Source organism: Psychrobacter sp. TAE2020 (assembly GCF_018919485.1).
Lineage (GTDB): Bacteria > Pseudomonadota > Gammaproteobacteria > Pseudomonadales > Moraxellaceae > Psychrobacter.
On the sequence record NZ_JAHLMU010000001.1, the window covers coordinates 1,763,834 to 1,790,491 of the forward strand.

The following is a 26,658-nucleotide window of genomic DNA, read 5'->3' on the forward strand; positions in this document are numbered from 1 at the left end:
GATATCAGCACTCCTTGAGCTAACTAAATTAGCTCGGATTGGCTTTAATTCCTGATTGTGCCATCAATCCATCAGGGCTAAATACACCTTCATAAACGAATGCCGTCGGTCCAGTCATCATCACCGAATAGCCGGGCTGCCAACGTACCACTAAACTGCCACCATACAGCTGCGTGCGCACATCTTCTCCTTCATCGAGCCAGCCTTCACGCACCCCAACGGCCACTGCCGCACAAGCACCAGTACCACAAGCTTGAGTCTCTCCAACCCCACGCTCATACACACGTAAACGAATATGACGCTGGTTCATCACTTGCATAAAGCCGACATTGACTCGATTAGGAAAAGCAGGATGCCCCTCGATAGCTTTACCGAGTTTTTCGATATCAACTGCTAAAATATCGTCAACTTTAATGACCGCATGGGGGTTGCCCATATTGGCCACGTATAACTGTACTGGTGTGCCTGCGACATCAATATGATAGGCGTTCTGAATTTTGGTAGTTGATTTGGGAGTAAAAGGAATCTCATTGGGCTCGAACTTTGGTTTACCCATATCTACTTCTACCCAACCATAGCGATCGGTAGTTAGAGCAATAACACCGCTGGCTGTCTCTACTCGTAGACGCTGCTTAAACGATAGTTTGCGCGCTTGGACGAAGCGAGCAAAACAGCGAGCCCCATTACCGCACTGCTCAACTTCTGAGCCATCAGCATTAAAGATACGATAACTAAAATCCACATCAGGGCGCATCGGTGGCTCTACTACTAATAGCTGATCAAAGCCAATGCCTAAATGTCGATCGCCGAGGAGCTGTACTAGCTCTTTGGTTAATTCCAAACGCTGGGTCACCAGATCGATAACCATAAAATCATTACCCAGACCATGCATTTTGGTAAATTCTATTAGCATATCCTTGTGTCCCATTCTATTTTTATGTATGCGTTATAGTAGCACGCTGTATAGCACAATGATAACAATCGCAGTAGCTTGGGCGAGCTTATTTTTATATGAAAATAGGCAAAAAAATCCCCACTGTTACTTTAACAATGGGGTTCTTACTAGTAATAGCACCGACTACCATAGGCTTATAAAACTCCTAGCCTTATTGCTAATGGTCAGGCGCTGCTCATTAGGCGCTACTTATCCAGCATTAGTTGTGAGCGGCTATTGGTCAGCTGACCATAAAGTTTCAGAGGCATACAACTCTTCGATGCTTTCGCGTTTTCGAATCAGCTGATGCTGAGTACCTGCCACCATCACCTCAGCAGCACGGGGACGGGTATTATAATTACTACTCATCACCATGCCATAAGCGCCGGCACCGGTAATAGCTAATAGATCATTACCAGTTAAATTCAATAGACGATCTTTGGCTAAAAAGTCGCCAGTCTCACAGATAGCGCCAACGATATCCCACGCCTGCATATCTTCAATATCTGCATCGACACTCGACAATAACGCTGGAATCACTGCCATCTCAGCTTGATAAAGTGCTGGACGAATCAAATCATTCATTGCGGCATCAACAATAGCGAAGTTCTTATGCTCAGTGGGTTTTAGTATATCGACACGAGTAAGCAAGATACCAGCATTAGCGACCATACTGCGACCTGGCTCAAAGAATACTTTTAGGCCTAGCGTTGTTAGTTTGGGTAATAAAGCTTGGGCAAACTCAGCTATGGTAATTGGTGCTTCATCGATATAACGCACCCCAAGACCACCGCCTAAATCAATATGCTTAAGTTGAATACCTTTATCAGCTAAATTTTGAATAAGCTCGATTAACTTGTCTAAAGCGGCAATAAAAGGCGCGACTTCGGTTAGCTGGGAGCCAATATGACAGTCAATACCAATAATATCGATATGTGACATGGCTGCGGCTTGTTGGTATACCGCTACTGCTTTATCGTGGGCAATACCAAATTTATTGTCTTTGAGCCCCGTTGAGATATACGGATGAGTATTAGCATCGACATCTGGATTAACCCGTAATGATATTGGTGCCGATTTATTGAGCTGCTGGGCAACTTTATTGATTAATATCAGCTCATTAACAGACTCTACGTTAAAGCAGCTAATGCCTTGATTTAGGGCAAACTCGATATCATAAGCTGTCTTACCTACCCCTGAAAACACTACCTTTGACGCCTTGCCACCAGCGGCTAACACTCGCATCAGCTCACCACGTGAAACGATATCAAAGCCAGCACCTGCTTGCGCTAACACTCCTAAAACAGCGAGATTAGAATTGGCTTTTACCGCATAACAAATTTGATGCTCAATAGCCGCAAAACTATCGCTATAGTCCTGATAGACGGCTACTATCGCCTGTTTTGAATAGACATAGCAAGGCGTAGCATAACGCTCAGCCAATTCATCGACACTGATATCTTCCATATACAGAGTGCTATTGCGATACGCTAATGCTGGCAAGTGTGCCGTTAGCGCAGTAGGATTAATATACAAGCCTTGCTCAGTTTGTACTGTGACATCAGGACAGCTGCTAGCATTGGTTGGCGTATTAATCGCATCAGCTGGCGAAGTAGAATTACTCATAGTTATATCTCTAATTTGGTCAGGTCATCAAGGTTATATAGTCGAGCTGCTTTGCAACAGCTGGCGTTTAACTCGGAGCAATTTTCACCGATTAAACGATAAAGAGTATCTGGCTTATTAAGTACTGATTATTACTACCCATGGCTAAGTGTTTTGTAACTCATAAGCTCATGATTGATAAATACTTGGTAATAGTTACTCATCAATCATCGATAAACAATCATCATTTATTAATAAGCTTCTATTAATAAGCCTCTATTAATAGTCATTAGGATCATCACTGACTTCAGGGAATGCTTTCTCTTGCTCCAAGTAGCGATTTTTCTGATAGTCATTATCGTCAATTCCAGCAAAAGCAGCATCTTGTGGGTTGCTAGTACTTTCTAAAATCCCAGAGCTGTTAGAGACCATTTGACTATCGCTATCTGCTAAATATAGGCTGCCTTTTTGACCACAGCCAGTCATAGTCAATACGGCTAAGCTTAGTGCTATAAGGGCAAATTTTTTAGATAAAAAGGCTTTGTTGATTATTACCATAAGGGAGTACCCAAGAGAGTGACGAGCTGATTGATAGCAGGAACTGTTGCTCAATAACAAATTGCACTGAGCAAAATATTAGCCTTAACAACAGATAACCTTTGGCTATAAGTAAATTCAGTAGTGCAGAGCAAGTAACGATTGATAGCGTTTAATCATAAACTGCCTGTAGCGATAAACAGCCTTTATAAAAAATTATCGCAAAGACCAGTTATAGATACTCTAGGAAAGTATTGAAACAGCTAGCCTACTCTACGCTCTACGGCCATTGATCATAGCATTAATCTATAAAGCTGTGCATTGATCGGGTTTATTTAGTCGCTAATTATAGCAAGAATTATTGGCCTACCAACCGCTGTTTATTCACTATTCAGGGTAGCATAATAAGCTTTATAGCTGCTACTAGTGGCTATGAGCAATAGTCAAAAACTATTGGACAACTTTACTTACAATTTGGATCAATGCTTGTACCACTATGCTAGCTAAGCTACTAGCCGATAATTAACTCTATTAGGCTCTTGACGAGCACCAAGATAAAACCTTATAGTCATCAGGGTATAACTAATAAGCTAATCTACTTTATCTTTGCTGCTAGCTATTTTGACCCTAAAACAGTAAGCAGTTTAATGACCTACAATGTCGGTAATTTGAAATTAACTAGTCACTGTCAACCCCTGAAATAAAAGGACTATCAGCTAATAAAAATTAGTTGACTCTCCATTTATTTCTATTTGTTCAGCAGCGGTTAATCCGTTATGATTACCTAATTATAAAACACCATCTAAGGATAGATTATGAGTGATAGCCTCAGCAATTCCACTTTTAGCGATCAGACTACTGGTACTCACCAATTAACCAACCCAACACTAGTTTTGAACTGCGGTTCTTCTTCGATTAAATATGCCTTAATTAGCGAAGACGAATCTACTCGTATTACAGGTCTTGCAGAAAACTTAGGCCTAGATACGGCGCGTATTAAACATACTAAATTAGATGGCAAAAAGATTGAAATCTCAATCCCTGGCGGTCGTCATAAGCTGGCGTTACAAAAGATTCTTGAATTGCTTGAGCAGTATCACTTTATTGCCGTTGGTCATCGCGGTGTTCATGGTGGTCGTGAGTACTCAGAAGCTGTACGGGTCGATGACCATGTACTCTCAGAAGTAAAACGTCTAAAGATCCTAGCACCTTTGCATAACCCTGCTAATGCTTTAGGTATTGAAGCAGTACAAGCTATCTATCCTGATATTCCACAAGTGGTAGTTTTTGATACCGCCTTTCACCAAACTATGCCGCCCGTTGCCTATCGCTACCCGATCCCAAAAGCCCTGTATGAAGATGAAAAAATTCGTCGCTATGGTTTCCATGGTACTTCACACGCCTACGTCTCTGAACGTGGCAGTGCCCTTACCCAAGCTAAAGGTCCGCATGGCTGGCTAACGGCGCATTTGGGTAATGGTTGTTCTGCGACGGCGGTCTATGATGGCAAGAGCTTAGACACTAGCATGGGTTTGACGCCGCTTGAAGGCCTGATGATGGGGACTCGTAGTGGTGATGTCGATCCTGGACTACACATTCATTTAAAGCGTCTACTCGGTATGAGTTTAGAAGAAATCGATAAGATGCTTAATAGTGAAAGCGGTCTACTCGGTATCTCAGGGTTATCGAATGACTTGCGCACTATCGAGCAAGCCGCTAGTGAAGGCCATGCCGATGCGCAGCTAGCAATTGATATGTTTTGCTATCGTGTAGGAAAATACTTAGCTAGCCTTAGCTGTGCTATGCCTGTATTTACTGGCATTATCTTTACTGGTGGTATCGGTGAGAACTCGGCAACCACTCGTGCTCGTATCTTAGAGGTCATGCGTCACTTCGGTATCAAGTTTGATGCTGAGAAAAACAAGTCATTAGTTGGCGGTGCAGAAGGCAGCTTCCAAAGTGCTGATAGTAGTATCGAGCTGTGGGTTATCCCAACCGATGAAGAATGCCGTATTGCGCAAGAAACTCGTCAAGCACTCGGTTTAGAGCGTGTTGAATAGTTACCAGTAGACACTGCTGATACTATTAAAACAGCAGCGCTTGTTAGTTTAAAAAACCAAATAAACTGTAGGATACGCTATGCAAACCATTTTACTTGTCCCTATTAGCCGTGGTATCGGTGTCACTTCCGCCGCACTCGGTCTCATCCGTGCTCTAGATTATAATGGCGTTAAAGCTGCTTTTATGAAGCCGTTTTTGCAAGACGATACTCTCGATAAACAAAATAGTCTCGACAGCTCCAGCGCCTTGATTATGCATGCTTTTGGTCTCAACCCTCCTCAATCTATCAGCCGTCAGCACGTTGAGCGTATGATCGGTGACGGTAACCTCGATGACCTAATGGAGCAAGTCGTTGAGAGCTTCCAGTCAATCGGTACTGATCAAGATGTCATCATCTGTGAAGGCTTAGTACCCACCACTGAAGCTTCTTATGCCTCACAAATCAACCGTGCTATTGCCCACGCTTTAGATGCCAAGATTATCTTTGTCAGTACGGCTGATACTAATAATCCAGCCTTGTTAGCCGATAAGCTCGATGTTCATGGGCGTGAGTTTGGGGGTATCGCTGATGAGCGTACGCTAGGCTGTATCTTGATGCGTGTCGATGTGCCTAACACTTTTGACGCTCAACCCGTAGCTCCAGGTGAAGCGGTATGCAGTCTTGATAAAAAATTCATAGAAAACGTCCAGCGTTTATCGCCGCATTTTAATACTGATCAATTCCGCCTGATTGGAGTAGTGCCTTTTAGTGACTCACTATCAGTACCCCGTACTTGGGATATCGCCGCTGAGCTTGACGCCACTTGGTTGAATGTCGGTGAGGCTAAGACCCGCCGTATCAATAACATCAGTTTAACCGCCCGTTCAGTAGCCCGTGTCGATGAAATATTCAAGCGTGGCACTCTGATTGTAGTCCCAGGTGATCGTGATGATCTATTATTAGCCGCTGGATTGGCTTGTATTAACGGCATTCCACTGGCAGGTATTGTGCTAACTGGCGGGGTGATGCCCAACGAAACCGTTGCTGAATTATGGCAATCAGCGCTTAAGACTGGTATTCCGGTGATGAGTGTTGAGACTGACAGCTTTGAGACCGTACAGAATCTGTTGCATATGAGCTCTGAGATTCCAAGCGATGATACCGAGCGTGCGCAAGAAGTCACGCGCTACGTAGCCGCCCACTTAGATCTAAGCTGGATCAAAGAGTACTTCAGTGGTGATTATACCCCACGCCTGTCTCCTGCTGCCTTTCGCCATCAAGTGGTTAAAAAAGCACAGCTAGCCAAAAAACGGGTGGTACTACCAGAAGGTTCTGAGCCCCGCACAGTAGAGGCCGCCTGTATCTGTCAAAGCCGTGGTATCGCTAACTGTGTGTTGCTAGCTAAGCGCAGCGACGTTGAACAAGTGGCGAAAAACCGTAGCTTAGTATTACCAGAAGGGCTAGAAATTCTCGACCCTGAAACTTTAGATATGACTAGATATATCGCCGCCGTGGTTGCCGCCCGTAAAGGCAAAACGACTGATATAGCTGCTGCTGAGAAGCTCAAAGATACCGTCTATTTAGGGACCGTTATGCTCCTTCTAGACGAAGTAGATGGTTTGGTCTCTGGTGCTATTCACACTACAGCCAATACGGTACTGCCAGCGTTCCAGTTAATTAAGACTGCACCGCAGTACTCTCTAGTGTCGTCAGTATTCTTTATGCTGTTGCCTGAGCAAGTGGTAGTCTATGGTGACTGTGCGATCAATCCAGACCCAACGGCTGAAGAGCTGGCTGAGATTGCCATTCAGTCTGCACAATCTGCAGCGGCCTTTGGAATTGAGCCTAAAGTGGCGATGATCAGTTATTCAACGGGTGCCTCTGGCTCTGGCGCTGATGTGGAAAAAGTCAAACGTGCCACAGCAATCGTGCGTGAGCGTGAGCCTACCCTAGCGGTCGATGGCCCTCTGCAATATGATGCGGCGTCAGTGATGAGTGTTGGCAAGCAAAAAGCCCCAGACTCAAAGGTTGCCGGACAAGCCAATGTATTTATCTTCCCTGATCTAAACACTGGTAACACCACTTATAAAGCGGTACAACGTAGCGCCAATGTCATTAGTGTAGGGCCAATGCTACAAGGTCTCAATAAGCCGGTAAACGACTTATCACGTGGAGCATTAGTCGATGATATTGTCTATACCATCGCTTTGACCGCCATTCAAGCGCATAGTGATACTGTTTGATTTGCTCAAGGTGTAGCTGAACAAGTGCAATAGCCCTATCTCCTATAGCATCCAGCCGATTATCGTCATGATAGTCGGCTTTTTAATGCATGACAACATGACAATAACCTGCTTGCCCTCTACAATAGCACTATATGACTTATATTTAGCCTTTTTACTTATGCCTGATACATACGCTACATGCGCTACAGTCGCTAAAACTATTGAAACACCCCAACCAGCCATTCGTGCCTATCTTGGTGGCTCCTTTGATCCAGTGCATGGCGGACATATCCAAATAGCGATGAGCGTCTATAACAGCCTGCTGCCTCTCGCCACTGAGCAGCGTGAGCTACAAGTTGCGCTATTACCTAATGCCCGTTCTCCCTTTAAGGAGCAAAGTACCGATCCTGCTGATCGTTTGGCGATGCTAAAGCTGGCTATCGAGGACACCCCCTTGCAGATCGATGAGCTTGAACTGTGGCAAACGCCGCCGGTCTATAGCATCGATAGCGTGCGGATACTGCGCCAGCGCTATCCTGATGACTGCTTGATCTTTATTATGGGTATGGACAGCGCCCGTAGCTTGCCTAAATGGAAAGGCGGCTTACAATTGACTGATTACTTGCACCTATGGATATTTGATCGTAATCAATCACCGCAGGACACTGCCGTGCTAACGCTGCAACTGCCCGATGAATTACAACAGCAAGTGACTGAGTCGTATATCGAGTTACTATTAATCCAGCCGTCATTGAACAATACATCGAGCCATAAATCCTTTTCGCCTGAGGCCTTGAAAAGCCAGCAGCAAGGACGCATTTATATAGATACTCGCTCAGTAATAACTGTCTCTAGTACTGAGATTCGACAACAATTTTATAAACCTGATTTTGAGTCATTGCCGTCTGCTAAATACATAGTTAATAAGCGCAATAATTTAGCCAATTGGCTAAATCCTAAAGTTTATCAATATATAATTACTCATCAGCTATATTCTGTGCTCTAATTCCGTTAAAATTGCACTATCTTTGTCATTTTACCTTTAGCATGCTCCTATACAGCTCGTTAATGTAGAGCGACTACTTATACTTTTATTATGATCGATTATTTAAGAGATTTACCTTTATGATTCCAACTATGTCTAATGACCGTTTAAATGAGTGCTTAGCACTAGTCCAAAATTCTTTAGAAGATATGAAAGCTAAGAACATCACTGTAATGAATGTAGAAGACTTGACTGACGTTATGGAGCGTATCGTTATAGCTGACGGTACTTCAAAACGCCATGTTCGTGCTATGGCTGACAATCTAGGTGCTGATGCTAAACAAGCAGGCTTTATGCCGCTTGGCCGTGAAGGTGGCAACGATTCTGATTGGACGCTAATAGATCTAGGTGCCGTAGTGGTACACATGATGATTCCAGCCGCTCGTGAGTTCTATGATCTTGAAGGTCTATGGTCATCACCTGAGCAATTGGCTGAGCTAATTGCAGTGCCGCGTGAAAAGAAAACCGCTGGTCGCCGTAATAAAAACAAATAGCTCTATTTATTATAGTGCTAGTTTATTAGTGTTTAATTATCGGCTGCTTTAACCTTAAAAAAGACTGGATTAATATTCCGGTCTTTTTTTTATGGCTATAATTTGTATAATCTTAGGTTGCATAAGATTAAGCGGCATAAGAGTTAACTGCATAAAACCGAGTTGTATTGACTCGGTAAATAAGCTGAAAATCAGTATTAGTTGGGCTAAGATAGCTACTATTATTCAAACCCTATTTGTCCCGTAAAATAACTGTCGTTTAGGACCTCCTATGAGCAACCAAGCAAGTAAAGCATTGCCGCAACCAACCAAAACTGACTTTAATCAACCCTTGCCCCTGCATATCGCAACTTTAGTGGATGTTCGAGCTGGCAAGGCTATGCCCTTCTCCCGTGAGCAACTAAGTGCCATTGATAAAGCGCCTATTAAGGCCCCTGTCGCTGTCAATTTCATGGGCTTAACGACTGATGAGCAAGCTGATCGTAAGCATCATGGCGGGCCACTAAAAGCGGTGCATCAGATGCCTACTGCTACTTATGGTCTTATCAATCAACAGTTTGATTTAAAGGTACGTATCGGCACTTTGGGCGAAAACCTTATCACTGAGCCGGTGAATGATTTACCGGATATGACTGAGGCCACAGTTTGTATCGGTGACATCTTTCAATACGGTGGACAGGATGAAAACACTCAAATAAACGATAGCGATAGCGTGCAATTACGCATTGTGCAACCCCGTCGTCCTTGTTACAAAATTAATGACCAGATCGGCCAGTTTACTGAAGTGGCTAACATCGCTTCATGGATCAGCAAGCAAGGTATCGCTGGCTGGTATTTTAAAGTCGTTCGTGATGGGATGATTAGTGCTGGTTTGCCAGTATATTTGATAGCACGCCCCTACCCGTTTGCGACGTTAGAGAAGCTATGGCAACTGTCGAACGCCAAAGAGAAGTTTGCCGCAGAGGTTATTGAGCCGTGGCTAGCTATTGAATGTTTAGAGGACAGTTGGAAGAAGGTTCTAGCTAAGAAAATGTAGCACGATAGATAAAGTGTTATGCAGAAAAAACCTTTAGTATAGCTTTTCTATTTACAAGAGATTGCCAGCACCATGCGTAATGGCGTCACAAGGTTTTTCATGTTCCATATCAGCTCTATAGTAAGCATTATCTCCTTCTCAACTCTATACCGTGAAGGAGCATTCCATGAGTAAAAAACCTGAAAGTATCAGCTACCTGCAAGCAATAGCAATTAGCGTAGGAGCGATTATAGGCTGGGGTGCTTATGTGATGCCAGGCGATTTATTTTTGCCGCAGTCGCAGCTATTAGGCTCTTCTGTAGCCATCATAATCGGTACCTTCGCCATCTATATGGTCGCGCGCTCGTATATTAATTTACTTACTCAAACACCAGAAAATGAGTCAGGCGGTATCTATTGGATTGAAAAATACATCAATAGAAAACACGCTTATATCTATGGCTGGGGCGTAGCGCTTGGCTATATCTCTATCGTCGCTCTAAATATATCGGCCGTGGCGTTGCTACTAAGATATCTGGTGCCTAGCAGCTTACAACTGGGTTATCTGTACACTATTGCCGGTTGGGAGGTTTATGCCAGCGAAGTGGTAATATGTAGCGCTGCCATTATTTTGTTTAGTTATATCAATTTGAAGGGCGTAAGAGTCGGTGCCAAAATTCAACTGTATATCGCCCTGCTTATGATTTTGTCCGTAACGGCGCTTTTCTTTGCTTCTCTTTGGGCTGTGCCTACTAGCCAAACCTTTCTGCCAACGGATATGAAAAGCAGTTCTATCACCAATTTTGCCTGGTTACCTATTCTTGCGGTCATGCCTTGGGCCTATGTCGGCTTTGAGACCACACCGCAGATATCAAAATCTATTAGCGACTCAAAAACCAAAACAAAGAGCATCATCTTAATTTCATTGATAGCCGGTGTTTTATTCTACTTCTTGATTAACTACTTTACCGCACTGAACATGAATTTTGATTATCAAACTATCAAAGATAGCAATTGGGCGACTGGTGAAGGCATAGACAATCGTATTGGTAGCATAGGCGTTGTGCTGCTATCCATTGCTATGATTGGCTCGATACTTAGTGGTATTAATGGCTTTATATTATCTTCTGTCAAATTGTTAGAGTCCATGGGACAGTTCTCTTTACTTCCGACTATTTTTACGGATAATAATCAGCAGTTTAGTAAGCAAAGAACCGTACTGCTGATAGCTTTGGTTTGTCTGCTCTCACCTTGGCTGGGCCGAAATTACTTACTCGATATCGTTACTATGGCCTCTTTAGGTATTACTGTCGGCTTCGCCTATGTAACAACAGCGGACTTAATCAATGAGCGCAACAAGCAACAAGCTGGCCTGTTAAATTATCTATCAGTGTTTATTAGTATCATCTTTATAGCGCTGCTGCTACTGCCATTTTCACCTGCGGCTTTGTCAGCAAATGCTTATATATTGTTAGTTTTGTTTATTATATTAGGGGCGATAGGGTATAAAAAAATACCTCAAGCCAGTACTGTCAACGTTACTCAACAATAGCCGTTTGCACCTTATTTAATCCATACTAATCCTTGGCATACAGAGCATTTCATGGCAAAAAAAATTACCTTAATTGCATTAGCATTGATACGGGCCTCAGTACTAACCCTGTTTCTAGCTATGCCGCTAATCGGCTGCGTAGCAACTAAAGAATCTGGCTATGTCATCGATAGTCAAACCTATCAAGCAACGGGCAAAAGCCAACGGATTAAAACTATTATCCTGCACTATACCGTCAGCGATAATGAGCGCTCAGTTAAGCTATTGACCATGGGTAAAGTCAGTGCCCATTATCTTATTCTAAATAAAGACGATAATAAAATTTATAATCTAGTGCCTGAAAGTGAACGAGCTTGGCATGCTGGTGATGGTAGTTTTGCGGGTAGAACTATATTAAACGATACTTCTATCGGCATAGAAATCGTCAATGATGGTATTGCCAAACCGTATCGAGATGCCCTTAAAAAAGGTGCTGATGGCACTCAAGCCTTCGAGTATCATCCCTATGAGCACTACGTAGCATTTGAGGAAATCCAGATTAAGAAAGTCGCTAAGCTGGTACAAGATTTAACGCTGCGCTATGAGATCTCACCAAAGAATATCATCGGTCATTCTGATATGGCACCTTCACGTAAAATAGACCCTGGTGCGAAGTTCCCGTGGCAGCGACTGTATGAGCAATATGGTATCGGAGCTTGGTATGATGAAGCTGATAAAGCGCTGTTTATGAATCAAGATGAGTTTGATAGTGCAAGCGTTGAAGAGATCAAGCGAGAATTTCGAGAATATGGTTATCGAATCAATGACAGTGATGAATGGGATAAAGCCAGTCGCAATGTGATTTATGCTTTTCAGTTGCACTTTAGGCCACTTAAACCAACTGGCGATTTGGACTTAGAGACTTACGCTATTTTAAAGGCGCTCAATAAGAAGTATGCGGGTACGGATGATTTTTATTGATACGTATGATATGAGCAGTTGTTAGTCTTTAAAAATTTAAAACGCATCAATAGGAGTAAGAAATGAGTAATGTATCAGCAGATGATCTAGAACGTTATCTAAGGGAAAAGCTAAGCAAGACCAAGAAAACGAGAATAAGACTGAACCAAAATCTGCGTATGAAGCTTGTGTGCTAAGAGAAAGTGCTAAGATTCATGAGTTGGTGGCTCAGGCTCAGAGAGAGGCTGCAGAACGTGCTGTAGAGGACGAGTAAGTGCGTAAAAATATAGATTCGTAGTTTAGGGTAGAAATCATTAAAATTTTGATGAAAAATAATAGTAAGAAGTAATAAATTATTTATATAGTGAAACCTATATTATGAGAAAACCTTTAATCATATTACTTTTTTTCTTTCAGGTTGTAATACGGTCACATCTGAAGTTTCAAGCTCATCAATAGCTGATAAAAGATTTATTGATACATTTGGTATATCACAGAATGATTGCAATCTAAAAGACGATCCAAACCAGCTTGATTGGATATTCAACGTCTCTGAAGACAAGATGATAACTGAAAGAGATGAAATGTATTTTTACTGTGATTTTATTAATGGAAAATACCTAAATCCAGATAAGCAACAGGCAAATTTTTCATGCGTAAATGCAAACTTATTAGATAAGACTCAACACACTATAATTCTCGAATCTGTGTCTGAGAATAGAATCAACATAGTTTATCCAAAAACAAAATTTTCACCAGGAAAAATTAATGAACTTGTAAGATGCTCATCGACTCAGAATCGCTTAGTACCAAAAGATTCATCTGATATAGATGATATTCATACATCTTATAGAAATAAATTGTTAGGAAAAAATATGTATGAAGAAGTAGATTACAACAATTTGCGTATGATAGCTAAAGCAGAAAATGGCGATTATACTTTGCAAATTTTTATTGCTAGTGGTTTTGCAGATTTTCATGTAACTATAGATATAGAAGGTCGCGATTTTAATATGATCAAAAGCGATAAGTATCGTGCAGCATTGCTACAAGCGGCTCTACATCGAACTTTTCAACTTCAAGAAACCGCATTAAAGGAAAGTGAACAGCGCTATTACCTAGACAAAATACTTCATACTGATGAGTCTGAGGTAGCGACTTTTTTGACAAAGCTAAATCAGGGACAAGCTCATGGTGCCATCTCAAACATGTTGCGTATAACCAGTGATCGAGATATGGGAAAGCTTTATGATGGAGACTGGTTTTATTGATAGGTGGTTTGAACAAATAGTTGTAGGTTGGTGTCGAGAAACGAGACCAATCAAATTAAGCTAATATCTGCATTATCAATACAAAATCTAATAATATTAAAAAGGAATCTTTATGTATCAAGACTTTCAGAAACACCTACAACAAGAAATCAGCGATATACGTGCAGCAGGACTGTATAAAACCGAGCGCGTGATCACCTCTCCGCAAGATGCGTTAATCAAGATCGCCGATGGCCGCGAGGTGCTTAACTTCTGTGCCAATAATTACCTTGGATTGTCTGATCACCCTGAGATTAAAAAAGCGGCTATCCAGGCCATCGAAAACTCAGGTTATGGCATGTCATCGGTGCGTTTTATTTGTGGTACACAAGAGTTGCATAAGCAATTAGAGGCGGCGATTTCTAAGTTTTTTAATACCGAAGATACCATTCTTTATGCGGCCTGTTTCGATGCTAATGGCGGTGCCTTTGAGCCCTTGCTAACCAGCGAGGATGCCATTATTTCTGATTCGTTAAATCATGCCTCAATCATTGATGGTGTGCGCCTATGTAAAGCCGCACGTTACCGCTATGCCAATGCCGATATGCAAGATTTAGAGACTCAATTGCAAGCAGCGCAAGCACAGCGTTTTCGTTTAATTGTCACCGATGCCGTGTTTTCAATGGATGGTAATGTGGCACCAATGGATGAGATTTATGCGTTGGCACAAAAATATGATGCCATGGTGATGATTGACGAGTGTCATTCAGCAGGCGTCGTCGGTCGCACTGGTGGCGGCGTAACTGAATTGTTCAATCTACGTGGTGATATTGAGCTTATCACTGGTACCTTAGGCAAGGCATTTGGCGGTGCTATTGGCGGCTTTACTACTGGTAAAAAAGAGATGATTGAGATATTGCGTCAACGCTCACGCCCGTATCTGTTTTCAAACTCCATTCCGCCTATGATAGCTGCTGCTGGGTTAAAAGCGTTTGAGATGCTAGCGCAAGACAACACTCTACAAGACCAATTACATGAAAACACCGCCTATTTTGTTAAGCAAATGCAAGATGCGGGCTTCGATATCAAGCCCACCCAATCAGCGATTTGTGCGGTTATGCTTTATGACGCCACTGTCTCCCAACAAATGGCAGAGGCACTGCTCTGCGAGGGTATCTATGTGATTGGCTTCTTTTACCCTGTCGTACCCAAAGACGAGGCTCGCATTCGTGTCCAGCTCTCTGCCGCTCATACTCGCGAGCAGCTAGACCAGTGTATCGCCGCCTTTATCAAAGTCGCCAAGCAAATGAAAGTGATTGCTTAAAAGTGGTTCGCTAGTTACCCAGTTACGTAGTTACATAATTAAGTAATTACATAGTTACCTGCTGGATTCAACAATGAAATGCAATGAAGCTAAATAAGAGATAAATATGAAAGCACTGGTTAAAGCCCATGATAAAAAAGGCATCTGGATGCAAGATGTGCCAGAACCAAAGGTTGGCATCAATGACGTTAAAATAAAAATTAATAAAACCGCCATTTGTGGTACAGATTTGCACATTTATAAGTGGGATGAGTGGTCACAAAATACCATCAAGACGCCGATGATAATCGGACATGAATACGTTGGTATCATTAGCGAAATGGGCGATGGTGTGAAGCACTTTGAAGTGGGTGATCGAGTCACTGGAGAGGGGCATATCGCTTGCGGACATTGCCGTAACTGCCGCCGTGGTAAGCTGCATGTATGCGAAAATACCATAGGCGTGGGCGTTGACCGCGATGGCGCGTTTGCCGAATATTTGGTGATACCTGCTGACAATGTCATAACACTCGATGAGCGTATCAGCGATGAGATGGCAGCCATTATGGATCCCTTTGGTAATGCCACTCATACCGCTTTATCATTTCCTGTACTTGGTGAGGATGTGCTGATTACGGGTGCGGGGCTGATTGGCTCTATGGCAACAGCGATTTGCCGCTTTGCAGGGGCACGTAATATTGTGGTCAGTGATATCAGTGATTATCGCTTAGAGATTGCCAAAAAAATGGGCGCGACTATGACCGTCAACCCAGCCAAAGGTGAAACTATCGAAGGCGCCATTGCTGAGTTAAAAATGCACGGCTTTGATATTGGGCTTGAGATGTCAGGCTCGCCTCAGGCTTTTGATTCGATGATTAGTAATATGTATAACGGCTCTAAAATCTCTCTGTTGGGCATTTTACCTAACACTACTACGGTAGATTGGAGCAAGATTATTTTTAAGGCGTTAACCCTAAAGGGTATTTATGGCCGTGAGATGTGGGAGACGTGGTATCAGATGGAGCAAATGCTGATTAGCGGTATTGATTTGTCGCCCATCATTACTCATCGTATGCACATTGATGACTTTCAAGAAGGCTTTGATATCATGGAGAGTGGACAATGCGGTAAGGTGATTTTAAGCTGGGATTGATAATGTGGTGCATCAGTATTTAAGGAGTCGTGGTTAGCTTTTAAACTATCACAACTTATAAAACGGCACTGATTTCAGTGCCGTTTTTTATAGGGTAAAAATTATACGAGGGATAAGCTATGGGCGATTCTGAGGCGGATAAACTTGCAGAATATTTAGCAGAAAAAGCCAAGCAAGATCAGGAGAAAGAACAAGAGTCTGAGCCGCTTTCTGCTTATGATGCTTGTGTGCTGAGGGAAAGTGATCGGGTTCGGGAGTTAGTGGCTGAGGCTAAAGCGAAGTCTAGAGATGATTAATTGAAATATGCTCTCTCCTTTGCTCATGCGTTTAAGGTAGAATTAAGTTCATAAAATATAGAATTGAACTACTAAACATATAAAAATAAAAGGACTTACCATGAGCGCAGGATTAATCAAACATTTAAGAAAGAAAACAGATGAAGACAGCAATACCAGAATATTAATGTCGCAATGGGAATTTGATGAAAAGCTCGTCGGTAAGTCACTTGAAAATGTGGGTAGCTATTATCCTCACTTTAGTAGCCACAACGAATCTCACTCACAGCAGATACTGGTCAATATCGAGCGTCTGCTAGGTAGCAATATTGAAAAGCTGACAGCGACAGACACATGGTTAATCTTGGAAGCGGCGTACTGGCATGATATCGGTATGCTGTTCAATGCAGATGAAGTCCAAAAAGTCTTTGAAGAAGATGACTTTAAAGAATATGTCGAAAGCCTAGCTAATGATAATACCCAAGACTTACATGAGTTTGCTAAAGTCTGGCATGAGGACGGTTGGAATAAAGCACTTGTCAATCATTCAGATCCACATACAGGTGTTGAAAAGTATCGTCAGATGATCGCTGAATGGTATCGTCGTGGTCATGCCAAAAATTCAAATTTAGTGGTTCTAGATCCTTTTGAAAAGTTAGGCATTAGCTCTCCTCGTACCGAGCTACTTCCTAAACGTATTTATCGTTATCTTGGTCAAATATGCTGGGCACACGGTCTTGGTTTTGAAGACTATGTGATGAAAACATTACCCTTTCGCCAAACAGGTATGGGTACAGAACACTGTCACCCTCGTTTTGTCGCCTGCCTATTACGTTTAGGTGATTTATTTGATATCGATGACAACCGTTTTTGCCCTGTTATGGCAAGACAAGTTGGTAATATGCCATCATTTAGTGAAACGCATAAACACAAACATCAAGCTATTCGCGAGTTTCAACTAGATAATGAAACAGTAAGCGTGACTGCTATATGCAGTACTGAAATGGCATACATTGAATGCCGTAATTGGTTTGATTGGATAAAAGAAGAAATTCAAAACCAAATGTCACAGTGGAAGAATATCGTTCCTAGTCGTGATTTTGGTTTGCTTCCGACTATAAATAAACTTGATGTCGAAATGACTGACAAGAAGATACTGCTTAACGATAAACCGATGAGATTTTCATTGGATGAGCGCAGTGCTATTGAGTTACTACAAGGTAATAACTTATATAAAAATGATATGAGTATTTATCGAGAACTGATTCAAAATGCGATTGACGCAACAATGATACGAGTGTGGTTAGAGCATGGACAAGAACACAGTATTAGGAAACTACCTGAAAATGCTAATCCTTATGACACAGAAACTCGTGAGTTATTCGCAGACTATCCTATTGTCTTAGATTGTAAAAAGGTAGCTGATGATGAAGATTCAAATTTATGGGAGTTCAGTATTGAAGATAATGGTGTTGGTATATCGCGCACAGACCTTGAGTATATGCAAAAAATTGCAGGATCTAAAAACAATAAAGAGAAGAAAAAGATAATTGCCCAAATGCCAGAATGGATGCGACCCTCGGGTGAGTTTGGTATCGGTCTACATAGTGCGTTTCTTCTAATGAAAGACTTACCTGCTGAACATCAGAAAATAACTATCTTTACAAAAAGTCGATTAACTAATGAAAGTTTAAAAATTGAACTTAACTCGCCATTATTTGGGAAAGCAGGATACTGCTTTATCGAAGAAATAGATGATCTTAATAAGTTTGGTACTAAGCTTTATATTACAGAAAAAACATCTAAGGTTAATATAAGAGATCATAGAAAAAATAAAAATAGTTTTCTAGAAATAAAGGATTTAGTATTTTATAAAGGCATAAAAGCTATAGATTTAAGTTTTCTGAAAAAAATCATTAGTATAAAAAGGTTACTAAACCCACCATTAGTTTCAATAGCTTATAGCAGAAAATTAGATGATTTGATTTCAATTCAAAATATATATGATGATATAGACAATAGGAAAGGTTACTTTTGGAGTTCAAATGCCAACTCTGCAATAAAATTCTATTTTATAGATGAAAGTAAGGAAGAAACTACTTTTCAACGTTTACCTACTCTAAAATATAAGGGTCAAAGAGTGAGTAGTTTCGATTCAAATGAAGCGTCACTTCATTTTCCTGATATATTCAATATTAAAACACTTTATTACACAATTGATGTTTATAGTGAAAAAGCATCTGAAATTATTAATCTTAGTCGAGAAAATATTCTTAACGAAAGCTTAGTTAACTATAGAGTATTACAAGCTTATAACGACTTAGTAAGTCACATAAAAAACCATAATGATAACACCTTAGATGACATGTTCAATTCCGATCATAGAATGGTAGCGTTATTTGAGAAGTTCTCAAATGAAGGTTTATCTACAACTAATGAATCATGGAAAGAAATGTTTATATCTAATAAAGGACTTATAATTGACAATATTCTAAACTGTAACAGCTTCTGTAATGCTCGAATTAATAAAGACGACCTAAAACCTTTGTCTAGTATTATAAACCTTAATGAAATGCTAGTTTTTGAATCTTACTTATTAGATTCTTTATTAGAAAATAAGGATTTTCAAAAAATCCTTATAAGTAAAGGTTTTACTAAATATGAGATATTGGATAAAAAAGTTAATAAGGGCTATTTTCGATGTCTATATACGAAAGAAAATATAAAAATCTCTACTAACACTCTTAGAAAAATTGATATTCATCATATGTATTCAACGCTTAGTAACATTGAAGATTTTTATAAGCTATTTAATTGGAAGCATGCTATTGCACCATCGGAATTAGTCAAGGATATCTTGATTATAAAACCTTCTGCTATTAGACATAGCTTCTTTGGTGACTCTATAAAAAATAATTTATTAAGAATTCTAAACAATAAGCTAATCAAAGGCTTTCTTGTTGTGCCGTTTATCAATAACACAGATGGAACTATAATAGAAATACCTAATGAACAACTTGTTCAACTTGCTGATACACCGAATGAAATGAAAGAAGAAATAAACCAAGTTTATACTGATCTAAAACTGTTCCTAATAAATAAAGCAAAGGAACAAGATTCTGATTGGTACAAAGCATATATCCAAGGAAAAAACTTCGAAGCTATTGATTTATCTGATTTAGATAAACTACATAAATCTGCTATTTAGATAAAATAGTAGTCTTAAGGCGCGTTTTAGCCCCGACTGCAGATACAATCGTAAGGTGGGATTAGCTCTCACATAAAATCAAACTCTAAACCTAAAAAAGGTGAGCCAAAGCCCACCTCCTTATTATAAAAAGCTATTATCTAAAATACCTCAAATCAAACCTAACGCAACCACGCACGGGCGTTACGGAACATCCGCATCCATGCGCCGTCCTCATCCCACGCTTCTGGTTTCCAGCTATGATTGTACGCATGTAGCCAATGCTCAGCTTATATTGAAAAATAATTCTAGGTGGGTGTCGAGAGTCAACAAATGGATATTGCACTATCGAGATGTTGGGGTTTAGACGCTCCGCCCAGCCTCCCAATGCAAAGTCAGATTAAGATTTAGCATGAGATAGGTTTTGTTTCGAGGTGCGAGGCTTAACAGATGAAGTCTTTAATATCAAAATTCTGTAAATCATTATTCGAAATAGAAAAGTTACCGTAGGCTGGGTTTTTAACCCAGCGATTTTTGTCTATTATGGCATAACTTACCATTAGTTGAACAAACGGCTTTTCATAACTCAAATAGTACTTTTGCATAGCTGCTGCTGGGCTAAAGCCACAGCCTACAAAAGCTGTTAAAAATTTGGCTTTTGTGACAAGTTATGGTTATTACACAAGCTGTTGGGGGTCGCAAGCTCCGCCCAACCTACAGATTTATCGATAGTTTAAGCTAATAAGTTATAGGGTGCGCCTCGTGCTCCGTTTTATATAAAATAAGCATGGCACATAAATTTCAAAAAGCTAAAAATACTTTAAAGCAATTACTCAATATCGATTCTAAGAGCGTTTTAGCCCTGATTGCAGCGGATATACTTAGATGGCTACTGGGTTGCGGTGACTTGGTTAGAGGGGATCGCTCGAATGTTGGAACGCCTCTCACCTTAGCCATAAGAAGATCACAAATTTTCCCTTGCGTTGGGTCAAATGTCTCAGACACTTGCTTTCTCTCGCCTAACAGTGAACTACCAAGATAGCAGCTAAAAAAATAATACGCTTCTCTTATTTATTACGCCAAACCAATCAGATCAGGCTGCTTGTCTAACAATCGCATCAGAGTAACCGCTGCCCCAGTTGGGTTTCTCGTGCCTTGCTCCCAGTTCTGCAAAGTACGTGGGCTTATATTGAGTTTATCAGCAAACTGTTGTTGCGATAGTCCTGTTTTGCCACGTATTAACTTTATATCAGGTAGCTCATAGCTAAACTGCCGACTAGGCTCAGCTTCTCCTTTAGCAATCGCTAATGCTTGATTCAACGACGTAGATAGATCATCATAAAATTCATTACTCATGGTTGTAGACCTCTTTGATTTGCTGGGTTAGCTTATACATGCTTGCCTTCTCTTGGCTTGATAAGTTGACCTTTTTATTTTTGGAATAGGCAAGCAACATAAAAAATACGCCGTGATTATCAACAAAATAGTAAATAATACGTACGCCACCGCTTTTACCTTGATTTAGCGCCCATCTGGTTTTTCTAACGCCACCCGTGCCTTGAATTAAATCCCCTTGGTCTGGATTATTAATTAAATCTGCTTGCAGTTCTTTATAGTTATCGTCGTCTAACAGTTTAAGCACTTGCTTAGTAAACAATGGGGTTTCTATAAAATGTAACATCCAGAATCCTTTTTAGTCATTACTTATTATATACTCCATTGACGTATATTACTAATGATATCTCAATGTGTTGTTGGGTGTCGCAAGCTCCACACTGCCCTACCCTGAATACTTAAAACTTAATCCCCAAACACCAAATTCCAAACATAAAAAAAAGGTGAGCTTTGCGCCCACCTTTTTTCACATCTAAAATCTACTAATTAACGAACCCAAGCCCGCGCATTACGGAACATACGCATCCACGCACCGTCCTCATCCCACGCTTCTGGTTTCCAGCTATGATTATAAGCGCTCAGCGTACGTTCAGGATGCGGCATCATAATAGTGACACGACCGTCAGTGCTACACAGACCCGTGACCCCGCCGAGCGAACCGTTTGGATTGAGCGGATAAGTCTCAGTAGGATGACCTTGGCTATCGACATAACGCATAGCGAGCTGACCGTGTTTGGCCATGCCATCGATCTCGGTAGAGTTCAAAGTTGCCAAGCCTTCACCATGTGCCACAGCGATAGGTAAGATACTGTCTTGCATGCCTTTGAACAGGATAGACTTAGTGCGCTCAATTTTTACGTTGACCGTACGCCCTTCAAAGCGAGCGGATTTATTAGCGATAAAGCGTGGGAAATTCTCAGCACCAGGGATAAGATCTTTTAGCTGCGCCATCATCTGACAGCCGTTACAGACGCCCAGTGAGAAGGTGTCTGGACGAGCGAAGAAGCGCACGAACTGCATACGCAAATCATCATGGAACAAGATAGAATTGGCCCAACCTGAGCCAGCTCCCAACACATCACCGTAACTAAAGCCACCGCAAGCCACTAGACCATCGAAGTCACGCAAGTTGATACGACCTTTTAGTAAGTCGCTCATGTGCACGTCTACCGCCTCAAAGCCCGCTTGAGTGAAGCCTGCTGCCATTTCTAACTGGCCATTAACTCCTTGCTCACGCAAGATGGCGACTCTAGGCTTAGTTTCACGGCTATTAAGATAAGGCGCTTCAACTTTTTGATTGAGATCAAAGTTTGGCGCAGCGATTAGACCTTTATGGCTACTATCAGTAATCAAGTCGTATTCTTGCTGTACACACGCTGGATTATCACGGCGACGAGCGATTTGATAACTGACCTGACTCCACTGCTGTTGTAACTCACCACGGCTAAAGCTTAGCGTATCCTCACCGATTAACTTAGGCGTTTGGATAATTAAGCTGTCCTCCTCAGTGCTGTGACCCACTAAGCTCAACATATCACCGACATTGAATTCTTCGGCCATTTGCATCAATGCAGGTACATTTTCAGGTAATACCTGAATCACTGCGCCTAACTCTTCACTGAATAACTGACCCAATAGATTATCATCAGTCAATGACAGCTTGATACCTTGGCGACTAGTGAATTGCATCTCAGCAATGGTTGCTAACAGGCCACCATCACCGATATCGTGATAAGCACTGATGACATTTTGGGCATTACCCGCTTGGATAAAGTTAAAGAAATCTACTAGATCACTTGGCTGGGTAAGATCTGGGCAGTCATTACCTAATTGGCTAAGGGTTTGCGCTAAGATAGAACCGCCTAAACGTAACTTACCTTTGGATAAATCAATGCGATAGAACGCACTATCACCATTCAACAACTCAGGCGTTAAGGTTTTTGCCACATCAACAACAGGAGCAAAAGCGGTAATCACTAAGCTCATTGGAGAGACTACTGACTTATCTTGTGCGCCTGTCTCGGCATCTTCATCTGTCCAGTTAGCACGCATAGACAGCGAATCTTTACCGACTGGAATGGCGATACCCAAGGCTGGGCATAGCTCTTCACCTACCGCATAAACGGCGTCGAACAACGCTGCATCCTCGCTATCATCACCACAAGCTGCCATCCAGTTCGCTGACATAGTAATATCGGATAACTGCGCAATGCACGCGCCAGCGATGTTAGTGATCGCTTCGCCAACCGCTAAACGTGCCGAAGCTGTAGGACTAATTAAAGCCACTGGCGTGCGCTCGCCGACGCTCATCGCTTCACCAGTCATCGGCTGACCTGCAAGACTGCGCAAGCCCGTGGCCGTTACTGCACAATCTGCCACTGGTACTTGATAGCGACCGACATACTGATCACGGACCACCATCCCAGTGATAGAGCGATCACCAATGCTAATCAAGAATGACTTACTAGCGACAGTAGGATGACGTAATACGTCAGTGATAGAGTCGGCTAAATTCACCTCATCAAGTTGTAATGCTGGCAAAGTCGCCTGTTGACGGCTAAAGCTGCGCTTCATTTTTGGCGTACCGCCTAGCAATACTTGCATCGGCATATCGACCGGCTGCTCAGCTAATAACTCATCATCAACGATGAGCTGACGGATATCAGTGGCGGTACCTAAAATCGCATACGGGCAGCGCTCACGCTCGCATATTGCATCGAACTGAGCTTCGCTCTCAGGATGAATCGCCAGTACATAACGCTCTTGCGCTTCGTTTGACCAAATCGCCATTGGCGACATGCCAGCTTCTAATGAAGGAATGCGGCGTAGATTGAGATGCGCGCCCATTTCATGATCATTGACTAGCTCTGGCATAGCATTAGATAAACCACCGGCCCCGACATCATGCAAGGAGACGATTGGGTTACCGTCTTTGCCGCCATTACTAACGTCGACATCATTGCCCGCTAGTGCCCAGCAGCGATCCATCACCTCTTGACAGCGACGCTCCATTTCGGCGTTATCACGCTGTACTGAAGCAAAGTCTAAGCCTTCATCTAATGATCCGCTATCGACCGAAGAGGCGGCACCGCCCCCTAAGCCAATCTGCATTGCTGGGCCACCAAGGACGATCAACAAATCACCTTGTTGGATAGTATTTTTTTCGATTAAGTTGCGTTTGATATTGCCATAACCACCAGCCAGCATGATTGGCTTATGATAGCCACGCATTTGGCTACCGTCTTTGGCGGCTGAAGTATCTAGCTGAAAGCTACGGAAATAACCGCATAGATTAGGACGACCAAACTCATTAGAGAAGTTGGCACTACCTAAAGGGGCTTGGGTCATAATCTCAAGACTAGTGGCCATACGATCCGGTGTACCATAATCTTGGGTACTAAGCGTACCGGATTGTTCCCACTTCTCGGCCAACTCAGGAATGTGCAAATGCGAGACATGAAAGCCCGTTAAACCTGCTTTAGGCTTACCACCACGACCAGTTGCGCCTTCATCACGAATCTCACCACCAGCGCCTGTAGCGGCCCCAGCATAAGGAGCGATAGCGGTTGGATGATTATGGGTCTCGACTTTCATTAAAATATCGATATCTTCTTGATGAAAGTCATAGGGATGCGTTGAATTGATATCAGTGGCATTTTCAGGCACCGGATAAAAGCGCCAGCCTTCAGCGCCAGCCATTACCGCAGCGTTATCTTTATAAGCAGACAAAATACCTTGTGGATTTTGTTTATAAGTATTCTTGATCATCTGAAACAATGATTTGGCTTGTACTTCACCGTCGATTGTCCATTCCGCATTAAATATTTTATGACGGCAATGCTCAGAGTTGGCCTGCGCAAACATCATTAGCTCAACGTCAGTCGGATTGCGTTGCAGCTCATCAACATAAGCGTTCATTAAATAGTCGATATCTTCACTAGATAAGGCAAAACCGAATTGTGTATTAGCAGACTCTAAAGCGCTGCGCCCTGCGCCAATGATATCAACATGGTTCAATGAAGCCGGTTGCTGATCATCGAATAACTTACTAGTATCGGCTAAGTCATAAACTAAGCTTTGGGTCATGCGGTCAAACAGTAATTGCTCAGCAGCGGCAGGCAGCTTAGCCTGCTCATAGTCACTGACGGTTAAAGTATAGACGATCACTCGTTCAACACGCTTGATACTGATTTCACAGTTGTTAAAGATATCTGTCGCTTTACTTGCCCATGGCGATATAGTGCCAAAACGTGGGCCGACGATGACTTGCAGCTGATTCGCTTGCGCTGCGGTAAAGTCGGTTGTGTTAGTGACTGCCAGTAGATCTAAGGCTTTTTTATGCTCATCACCATCTAATTCTCTTGAGAGCACATAGACCTGTTGGGTACTAATTTGAGTCACATTGAGTGCAGTCTTTTGTTGAAACTGACTAATGAGTTGCTGGGTCTGGAAGTCGGTCAAAAACGGTTGTCCGGCAATGGTCATCATAAAGGCTTGTTCCATAGAGTATAAGGTAGATGTGGCATTATGGTCATGCGAGGTAATTGGTCGTTGCATTATAACAAGAAGACCTGAAATAAGCAGGGGCAAAGCACGATAAATTCAGCTTGTTTGTGGCAAATATCACTAAGCCATTATTATTTGCTCGCTATTGAGTGGCTGATTTTTGCCTATTTTATCGTTAGGTTTAGTGCAGATTTACCCTCCTCTGTTAGTTAGCAAGCTTAGTTAGCAAGATTAGTTAGCGAGTTATTTACCTCGGCAAACACTCACACTTTTTACGCAACTATTGTAGTCCTTACAAACGCTCACATCGCATTACTGGCAAACTATATAAATACCGCCATGCACTTCGCTATTCTAGGGTCAGTTAATAAAACAACGGTTAGAACTCAATTAGCATGCCATTTACTAGTATCGGTTACTAGCATCGGAAATAATTAAAAATCAAAAGGGAAACACTATGAGCAAGCAACAACAGATTGATAAGATTCAAGAAGTTATCAAAGATGTTAAATTCGCTATGATGACTACAGTGAATAAAAAAGGGGATCTACATGCTTGGCCAATGACTACTACTGAAAGCAGTATCGGTGCTAAAGAAATTTGGTTCATCGGTGATAAGACTTCAGACGTGGTAAAAGACCTGCAAGATAGTAAAAAAGTAGGCTTAACTTACGCCACTCAAGATGCCAAAAATTATGTTTCAGTTAGTGGTAATGCTGAGTTACCGGTAGACAAAGATAAATTAGATGAACTATGGTCACCAATGGACAGCGCATTCTTTGAACATGGTAAAGAAGACGAAAACGTGCAGTTGATCAAAGTGGTTCCCCATGGTATAGAATGCTGGATCAGTGGCAGCTCTACTGTGAACATGTTCAAAATGGCAGCAGCAGCTATGCAAGATGGTAAAACTGCTGAAGGTGTCGGCGAACAGTTCAATATCTCTCTATAGTTCTAACTATAGTTCTAAAATTTTAAATAGTAGCAAACGATAGATACAAATAGAGTATGAATACCAGCGTCAGTAGGGGTCTCTTTACTGACGCTTTTTATGCTGCAAATTTTACTTTTGATAAAGCCAATACTAGCTTACAAACCTTCACAGCCTATTACAGACTACCTCTATTGTTGGATTAGGCTATTTGGCTATATTAGTTACGGTAAGCTATAAACATCGCTCTAACCACCCCCTACAAATGACA

General features: G+C 41.9%; 19 protein-coding genes. 13 read left to right on the forward strand and 6 right to left on the reverse strand.

Going from position 1 to position 26,658, the window contains the following annotated elements; all coding sequences use genetic code 11:
• Nucleotides 1-28 precede the first annotated feature (28 nt).
• From dapF to lptM, 3 genes are all read right to left on the reverse strand, one after another.
• On the reverse strand, nt 29-913 hold the full coding sequence (dapF, locus tag KPY62_RS07150) for a diaminopimelate epimerase (protein WP_201621704.1): 885 nt from the start codon (nt 911-913) through the stop codon (nt 29-31).
• Nucleotides 914-1,168: 255 nt separating this feature from the next.
• Nucleotides 1,169-2,560 carry a diaminopimelate decarboxylase gene (gene lysA / locus KPY62_RS07155; RefSeq protein WP_216581396.1) on the reverse strand — a complete coding sequence of 464 codons (1,392 nt, stop codon included), beginning with the start codon at nt 2,558-2,560 and terminating at the stop codon, nt 1,169-1,171.
• A 258-nt stretch (nt 2,561-2,818) separates the two neighbouring features.
• A complete protein-coding gene (gene lptM, locus KPY62_RS07160; protein ID WP_216581397.1) occupies nt 2,819-3,097 on the reverse strand; it encodes an LPS translocon maturation chaperone LptM in 279 nt (92 codons plus the stop codon).
• Nucleotides 3,098-3,891: 794 nt separating this feature from the next.
• Here lptM and KPY62_RS07165 point away from each other — a divergent pair.
• From KPY62_RS07165 to KPY62_RS07220, 12 genes are all read left to right on the forward strand, one after another.
• Nucleotides 3,892-5,136, forward strand: a complete 1,245-nt coding sequence (locus KPY62_RS07165) for an acetate/propionate family kinase (RefSeq protein WP_216581398.1) — start codon at nt 3,892-3,894, stop codon at nt 5,134-5,136.
• Nucleotides 5,137-5,215: 79 nt separating this feature from the next.
• Nucleotides 5,216-7,360: a phosphate acetyltransferase gene (gene pta, locus KPY62_RS07170; protein WP_216581399.1), complete on the forward strand. Its 2,145-nt coding sequence runs from the start codon at nt 5,216-5,218 to the stop codon at nt 7,358-7,360.
• Between the two features lie 160 nt (nt 7,361-7,520).
• Nucleotides 7,521-8,348: a nicotinate-nicotinamide nucleotide adenylyltransferase gene (locus tag KPY62_RS07175; RefSeq protein WP_216581400.1), complete on the forward strand. Its 828-nt coding sequence runs from the start codon at nt 7,521-7,523 to the stop codon at nt 8,346-8,348.
• Between the two features lie 131 nt (nt 8,349-8,479).
• On the forward strand, nt 8,480-8,881 hold the full coding sequence (gene rsfS / locus KPY62_RS07180) for a ribosome silencing factor (RefSeq protein ID WP_416384030.1): 402 nt from the start codon (nt 8,480-8,482) through the stop codon (nt 8,879-8,881).
• 271 nt (nt 8,882-9,152) lie between these two features.
• Nucleotides 9,153-9,917: an MOSC domain-containing protein gene (locus tag KPY62_RS07185; protein ID WP_216581402.1), complete on the forward strand. Its 765-nt coding sequence runs from the start codon at nt 9,153-9,155 to the stop codon at nt 9,915-9,917.
• Nucleotides 9,918-10,083: 166 nt separating this feature from the next.
• Nucleotides 10,084-11,448: an APC family permease gene (locus KPY62_RS07190; RefSeq protein ID WP_216581403.1), complete on the forward strand. Its 1,365-nt coding sequence runs from the start codon at nt 10,084-10,086 to the stop codon at nt 11,446-11,448.
• 51 nt (nt 11,449-11,499) lie between these two features.
• Nucleotides 11,500-12,408 carry an N-acetylmuramoyl-L-alanine amidase gene (locus KPY62_RS07195; RefSeq protein WP_228730607.1) on the forward strand — a complete coding sequence of 303 codons (909 nt, stop codon included), beginning with the start codon at nt 11,500-11,502 and terminating at the stop codon, nt 12,406-12,408.
• A 542-nt stretch (nt 12,409-12,950) separates the two neighbouring features.
• Complete coding sequence (locus tag KPY62_RS07200; RefSeq protein ID WP_216581404.1) at nt 12,951-13,658, forward strand: hypothetical protein; 708 nt, start codon at nt 12,951-12,953, stop codon at nt 13,656-13,658.
• Nucleotides 13,659-13,770: 112 nt separating this feature from the next.
• Entirely contained in the window at nt 13,771-14,961 is a 1,191-nt protein-coding gene (gene kbl, locus KPY62_RS07205) for a glycine C-acetyltransferase (protein WP_216581405.1), read from the forward strand.
• A gap of 106 nt (nt 14,962-15,067) precedes the next feature.
• Nucleotides 15,068-16,093 (forward strand): L-threonine 3-dehydrogenase, encoded by a 1,026-nt coding sequence (gene tdh / locus KPY62_RS07210; protein WP_216581406.1) that lies wholly within the window; start codon nt 15,068-15,070, stop codon nt 16,091-16,093.
• Nucleotides 16,094-16,212: 119 nt separating this feature from the next.
• Nucleotides 16,213-16,389, forward strand: a complete 177-nt coding sequence (locus KPY62_RS07215) for a hypothetical protein (RefSeq protein ID WP_216581407.1) — start codon at nt 16,213-16,215, stop codon at nt 16,387-16,389.
• Nucleotides 16,390-16,489: 100 nt separating this feature from the next.
• Nucleotides 16,490-19,576, forward strand: a complete 3,087-nt coding sequence (locus KPY62_RS07220; protein WP_216581408.1) for an ATP-binding protein — start codon at nt 16,490-16,492, stop codon at nt 19,574-19,576.
• A 1,053-nt stretch (nt 19,577-20,629) separates the two neighbouring features.
• Here KPY62_RS07220 and nadS read toward each other — a convergent pair.
• From nadS to purL, 3 genes are all read right to left on the reverse strand, one after another.
• Nucleotides 20,630-20,911, reverse strand: coding sequence for a NadS family protein (gene nadS, locus KPY62_RS07225; RefSeq protein ID WP_216581409.1), 282 nt, complete (start codon nt 20,909-20,911; stop codon nt 20,630-20,632).
• Nucleotides 20,904-21,236 carry a type II toxin-antitoxin system RelE/ParE family toxin gene (locus tag KPY62_RS07230; RefSeq protein WP_216581410.1) on the reverse strand — a complete coding sequence of 111 codons (333 nt, stop codon included), beginning with the start codon at nt 21,234-21,236 and terminating at the stop codon, nt 20,904-20,906. The genes nadS and KPY62_RS07230 overlap by 8 nt, the downstream gene beginning before the upstream one ends.
• A 200-nt stretch (nt 21,237-21,436) precedes the next feature.
• Nucleotides 21,437-25,438, reverse strand: coding sequence for a phosphoribosylformylglycinamidine synthase (gene purL, locus KPY62_RS07235; protein WP_216583216.1), 4,002 nt, complete (start codon nt 25,436-25,438; stop codon nt 21,437-21,439).
• A gap of 475 nt (nt 25,439-25,913) precedes the next feature.
• Between purL and KPY62_RS07240 the strand changes: the two genes are divergently transcribed.
• On the forward strand, nt 25,914-26,408 hold the full coding sequence (locus tag KPY62_RS07240) for a pyridoxamine 5'-phosphate oxidase family protein (RefSeq protein ID WP_216581411.1): 495 nt from the start codon (nt 25,914-25,916) through the stop codon (nt 26,406-26,408).
• Nucleotides 26,409-26,658 lie beyond the last annotated feature (250 nt).